5 protein-coding genes are annotated in these 5,397 nt (G+C 72.0%); 2 read left to right on the top strand and 3 right to left on the bottom strand.

Going from position 1 to position 5,397, the window contains the following annotated elements; all coding sequences use genetic code 11:
• Window positions 1-231: 231 nt before the first annotated feature.
• Together HUX53_RS19250 and HUX53_RS19245 are read left to right on the top strand one after the other, a co-directional pair.
• Window positions 232-660, top strand: a complete 429-nt coding sequence (locus HUX53_RS19250; RefSeq protein WP_176404601.1) for a PPOX class F420-dependent oxidoreductase — start codon at window positions 232-234, stop codon at window positions 658-660.
• Window positions 661-715: 55 nt separating this feature from the next.
• Window positions 716-1,165, top strand: a complete 450-nt coding sequence (locus HUX53_RS19245) for an SRPBCC family protein (RefSeq protein WP_176404600.1) — start codon at window positions 716-718, stop codon at window positions 1,163-1,165.
• 210 nt (window positions 1,166-1,375) lie between these two features.
• On the opposite strand, the gene HUX53_RS19240 is transcribed toward HUX53_RS19245, so the two are convergent.
• The 3 genes from HUX53_RS19240 to HUX53_RS19230 all read right to left on the bottom strand — a co-directional run.
• A complete protein-coding gene (locus HUX53_RS19240; protein WP_176404599.1) occupies window positions 1,376-3,805 on the bottom strand; it encodes a GMC oxidoreductase in 2,430 nt (809 codons plus the stop codon).
• Window positions 3,805-4,908 (bottom strand): alpha/beta fold hydrolase, encoded by a 1,104-nt coding sequence (locus HUX53_RS19235; RefSeq protein ID WP_176404598.1) that lies wholly within the window; start codon window positions 4,906-4,908, stop codon window positions 3,805-3,807. Before HUX53_RS19235 ends, HUX53_RS19240 begins: the two co-directional genes overlap by 1 nt.
• Window positions 4,909-5,042: 134 nt before the next feature.
• Window positions 5,043-5,397, bottom strand: a 355-nt coding sequence (locus tag HUX53_RS19230; protein ID WP_176404597.1) for a response regulator transcription factor, incomplete at its 5' end; no start/stop codon positions are given.

The raw sequence follows: 5,397 nt of genomic DNA, 5'->3' as shown, positions 1-5,397 counted from the left end.
GGTTTGTACTCTGGAGTGTTTTTTTGTCACGCGCAAGACGGCATACGGGATGGGGGTCCGTCTCGTGGGCTGGGAGATGGGTATAAGGGCCAGGGACCCGGGCGGGCGGCCCGGACTCCGGGCCGCCCGCCCGGGTCCTCACCCTCCCGGCCGCCGCGGCGCGATAGGGGAAGGAAACACGGCATCCCGTGGTTGTCGTGGGGAAAGGTGATCTCTTCCTGGAGGCGGACGATGGCGGACGACGCGGCGCTGGTGAAGCTGGTGCAGGACCGGGACCTCGGGGTGCTGGCCACGCTGAAGCGGGACGGGCGGCCGCAGCTGTCCAATATCAACTACCACTTCGACGCGGACCGCCGGCTCGTCCGCATCTCGATCACCGCGAGCCGCGCCAAGGCCCGCAACCTGGCCCGCGACCCGCGCGCCAGCCTGCACGTCAGCTCGCCGGACGGCTGGTCCTACGCCGTCGCCGAGGGGAATGCCGAACTGTCCGCCGTCGCCGCCGACCCGCACGACGCGGCCGTCGAGGAGCTGATCGAGGTGTACCGCGCCATCCGCGGCGAGGAGCACCCCGACTGGGACGACTACCGCCGCGCCATGGTCGAGGACGGCCGCCTCGTCGTCCGCCTCCACGTAGACCGCCTCTACGGCTTCGCGCGTTGACGGTGCGTCAATAGCGGGCTTGTGGGGGTGGGGCGGGGGTGGCTACCGTTCGGGGATGATCCAGGCCACCGCCACCACCAGCGCCACGCCCGAAGAGGTGTTCCGGCACCTGGCCGTCCCGGAGGCGTGGGGGGCGTGGGGGAAGTTCCCCACGCCCGCCAAGCAGGTGCGCAAGGGCGACACGACCGCCTACGGCGTCGGGACGGTCAAGAAGATCTGGCCCGCCAGCGAGCAGACCGTCGCCTACGAGCCGTACTCGCACTTCGGGTACATCGCGCTGGCGGGGCTGCCCGTGCGCCGCTACCGCTCGGACGTGTTCCTGGAGGCCCGCGACTCAGGCACCGCCATCCGCTGGGAGGCGGTGTTCGAGCCGCTCATCCCCGGCACCCGCCCGCTGCTGCGGTTCGCGCTCGGGCTGATGCTGAAGGCGTTCGTCAAGTGGCTGCCCGCCCACGTGGAGCGCTGCCCGCCCGACTGCCCCGCCCGCCGCGCCGGGGACATATAGGGCCCTGTCTCCTGTGGGGGGGCGACCCCCCCACACCCCCCGGGAAGTGCAGTCCGGCCCGGCTCCCTCCGCTCCGCTGGCGCTCCGCTCCGGGAACCGGGCCGGAGACCGCGCGACCCCCCGCGCGGCCTCCGGCGAGAAAGGTGCAGGCCGAGAGCACCCCGCAGTTCCCTCGGCCTGCACGAACCTGGCCCCCCTAGTGGACCCCGGTCAGCCGGGATCCGGGCCGTACACCTCCCACAGCTCCCCGGCGAAGAACCGGCCGAAGTCGAGGAGCTTGCCCGCCCCGTCCGGGCCGGACGTGCGGAACGTCGTCAGCTGCCGGGCGAAGTCCGTCAGCTGGATGTGCAGCACCCCCGCCGCGACGATGTCCGCGCCGTCCTCCTCGTCCTCGCCGACGTGGCCGTCCAGCAGCCGCACGTAGAGCGTGGACGTGTCCGGCCAGATCCGCGTCGGCGGCCCGTGCAGGACGTTCTTGTGCCCGCTCAGCGTCCGCCGCCGGTCCTCGCCGTCGGTGTAGAACAGCCGGTACTTCATCAGCCGCCGGTCGTCGCCGCCGTCCGCGACGAACAGGTTGAACGTGCCCCGCTCGACCGGGCAGCGGCCCCCGTGCCCGCCCGCGTCGATCCACCCCTCGGCCTTCGCCTCGTGGTCGGGATCTGCGAGGAAGCGGTCGGTGTCGTCGGCGGTGATGGTCAGCCGGAACGACAGTGGCCGGCGCCCCTCCGCCAGCTCGCCGATCCGGGCGTCGTCCTCCCCGTAGGTGACGAACCCCTTCATCTCCTCGGTGAACGACAGCGACGTACGGCCCGCGACCGCGGTGGACGGTCCCCGTGTCCCGCCGCGGTCCCCCGAATCCGAACCGTACGCCGAGCCGTTCCCCGCCCCGTCAAGCGAGCCGGCTCCCCCGGCCGGCTCGGCCCCCGTGGCAGACGGGGCGGTGGTGGACCGGGCCGCACGCCGTTGGGCGGCCCCGTCCTCCAGCAGCCGCGTGGCAAGCCGGTCGGCCTGCGCGGCGATGGTGAGCGAGGGGTTCGGGCCCACCGGCCCCGGCATCGCCGCCCCGTCGGCGATGTAGAAGCCCGGGAACCCGAACACCTCGCCGAAGGCGTCGCAGACGCCCTCGCCCGGGTGGGCGCCCATCGGGGCGCCGCCCAGCGGGTGGACGGTGATGATGCGCTTGCGGAACCACATCGGGTTGTCGTGGTAGTCGGCGCCGAGCACGTCCGCGATCCCCTGCATCGTCTTGCGGACGCGGTTGAACAGCGCCTCGCTGGTTCCGGCGTCCCAGTCGGCGGCGAGCCGGCCGCCCTTCAGGTGCAGCCGCCCGTCGGGGGTGTCGCGGCCCATGCCGAGCAGCGGCAGCGAGCTGACGGTGAGGGCGCCGTCGCCGATCAGGTCGGAGATCTCCTTGGACAGGTTCGTGTCGGGCGCCTCCTTGAAGAACTCGGTGAACCGGTTCCACAGGAACTTCACGGCCCGCTCGAAGTCGTTGCCGACGTCGAGGCTGTCGACGATCCAGTCGGTGAAGCCGGGGTAGCCGCCGTCCTGGATGTAGGCGCCGCGGCCCGCGCCGGGCACGCCGTCCAGCTCGTCCGGCAGCCGGATCGCGGTGGTGATCACCGGCCCGCGGCTGGCGTTCAGCGGCCGGACCCGGTTGCGGTCCTTGGCGCGCAGCAGGAACGTCAGCAGGTCGCCGTTGCCGCTGAACCGGGTGCCGAGCGCGTCCGACAGGCCCGGGAACGCGTCCCGCGACTTCAGCAGCAGGAACGTGCTGCCGTAGGTGCCGGCGCCGAGGATCAGCCGGTCGCAGGTGATCGTCTGGACGGCCGGGCGGCCCTTCTTCGCCGTCAGATCGGCGTGGTGGACGTAGTCGACCTCGTATCCGCCGCCGTCCCGCGGCCGGATCGCCTTCACCTCGCGGGAGGTGCGGATGTCGGCGCCGTGGTGCGCCGCCGCCGACAGGTAGGTGTGGTCGAGGCTGTTCTTGGCGCCCTCGTTGCAGCCGATGTCGCACTCGCCGCACAGCTTGCACGTCCGCCGCGCGGCGCCGTGGACGTTGCCGTAGCCGGCGTCCGCGATCGGCAGGCTCAGGCCGGGCGTGCCGCCGGGACGGGACGCGAAGCTGACCGCGAGCGGCGGCAGCGAGATCTGCAGGCCGAGCTCGGCGGCCGCGTCCTGCATCGCGTGCGACTTCGGGGTGTCGTCGAACGGCACCTGCTCCAGCGGGTACGGGGTCGCGCCCAGCATCTTCTCGACCGCGTCGTAGTGCGGGTCGAGGTCGGCGCGGGTGATCGGCCACGGGTCGTGGCCGCCGTCCGGGCGGTCGTTGACGAACCAGTGCTCGTCCTTGCGCAGCAGCACGTTCGCGTAGATCAGCGACCCGCCGCCGAGCCCGGACGACACGACCGAGTCGCAGCCCTTGAAGCTCCAGACGTCGAACATCCCGTACAGGCCCTCGGCCGGGTCCCAGAACGCGCGTCCCATCTCGGACGGCGAGCGGGGGAAGCTGCCGGGCGGGTACGGCTGCCCGCGCTCCAGCAGGACGACCGACTCGCCGGCCTCCGCCAGCCGGTACGCGGCGACGGACCCGCCGAACCCGGAGCCCACGACGACCGCGTCCGCATGCTCGGTTCCCATCAGCCCGCCTTCCGCTTCAGGAAGTCGACGACCTGCGGGAAGACCTCGGTATCGGCGGCGGCGCCCATGAACGGGTCCTGGTGGCCGTAGCCGGGGAGGATCGCCAGCTCGTGCAGGCCGGGTGTGGCCTCGTCGAGCGTGCGGTGGCAGACGATGTTGGAGTCGGTGAACACGTGGTTGCGGTCTCCGGTGAGGAACAGGATCGGTGTCGTGACCTCGTCGGCGCGCGACAGGTAGTCGTCCGGCAGCTCGGCGAAGCGGGGGTCGCGCCGGTCGTACTTCACCGCGCGGCCGGCCTTCACCATCTTGTGGAGGTGCCGGTAGTAGTTGACGTTGCAGGCCCCGAACAGGTCGGGCAGCCGGCCGTGCGTGACCGGCGACATCTTCTCGTGCGTGTAGATCGGTTTGCCGCCGCCCCACATGAAGCTGAGCATGTGGCAGGCGGGCTGGTCGCACTCGCGGTGGAACGGGGCGACCGCCTTGGCGAGCATCCAGCCGCGCGTCAGCACTGGAGCGGTCCCGTAGCGCGGGTCCAGGTGGCAGGGCCCGACGACGTACTCCATCAGCGCGGGCCCGTAGCCGAGCTTGATCCTCGACCAGGCGGGGGTCCGCGGGGTGAGCGAGACGCTGTTGCAGACGAGGCTGGTGACGCCGGTGACGGTGCCGGCGAACAGCGCCATCGAGAACGAGATCGAGCCCACGCAGTGGGTGATCACGTGCAGGCGCCGGTCCCCGATGTGCCGGCGCAGCTCGGCGAGCGCGGCCGGGTGGTCCCAGAGCGCGAGGGCGTCGAGGGTGTGGCGCTGCGTCTCGGCGTTGTAGGGGAACCGGCCGCTGATCCGGAGGTCGGCCGCCCACACGTCGCCGAACCCGGCGTCGTGCAGGTAGTTCACCAGGTTGGTGTGCTCCGGCATGATGTACATGTCGCTGGACGTCGTCAGGCCGTGCACCAGCAGGACGGCGTCCTCGCCGCGGTCGGCGCCGGGGCGGCGGAACCGGGTCAGGTTCAGGCCGAGCCCGTCGGCGGTCGCGAAGGGGTGCACGGACACCTCGGCGTCGGCGACGCCCGCGTGCGTGAAGCGCGCGATCCGCTGCTGATCCATGTCCATCTCCTCCGCTTCCTGACGCCCCAACCTTGCCAAACACGGATATCGGCGCGGCATCGTGGAGAACCCGTACTTACGTGCGCGGACGGGCCCGCGGCACGTACGGGACGTACGTGATCTAAGAGTCGGATCTACTCGGGACGGTTCATCGCGGTCGCGACGCCGACCCGCGAGGACACGCCGATCTTGGCGAAGACGCGGGACAGGTGGGTCTCGACCGTCCGGACGCTGAGGTACAGCCGTTCGGCGATCTGCTGGTTGCCGAGGCCCTCGGCGACCAGCAGCGCGATCTCGTGCTCGCGCGGCGACAGCGCGAACGGCAGGTCCTTCCTGCCCTTGCCGCTCTTGGCGGTCGTCCCGGCGGCCGGCACCCGCACGCCGAGGCGGCGCTGCTCGCGGGCGGCCTGCGCGTGCAGCCCCGTCATCCCGCACGTCTCGAAGTCACGGCGGCGGCGGGCTGCCGCTCGCCGGCATCGCCGCCGGATC

It is taken from the genome of Actinomadura sp. BRA 177 (assembly GCF_013372625.1).
In the GTDB taxonomy this organism is placed as follows: Bacteria; Actinomycetota; Actinomycetes; order Streptosporangiales; family Streptosporangiaceae; genus Spirillospora.
Note: the sequence above shows the minus strand (reverse complement) of the source record. Positions and strands in the feature narration are given on the sequence as shown.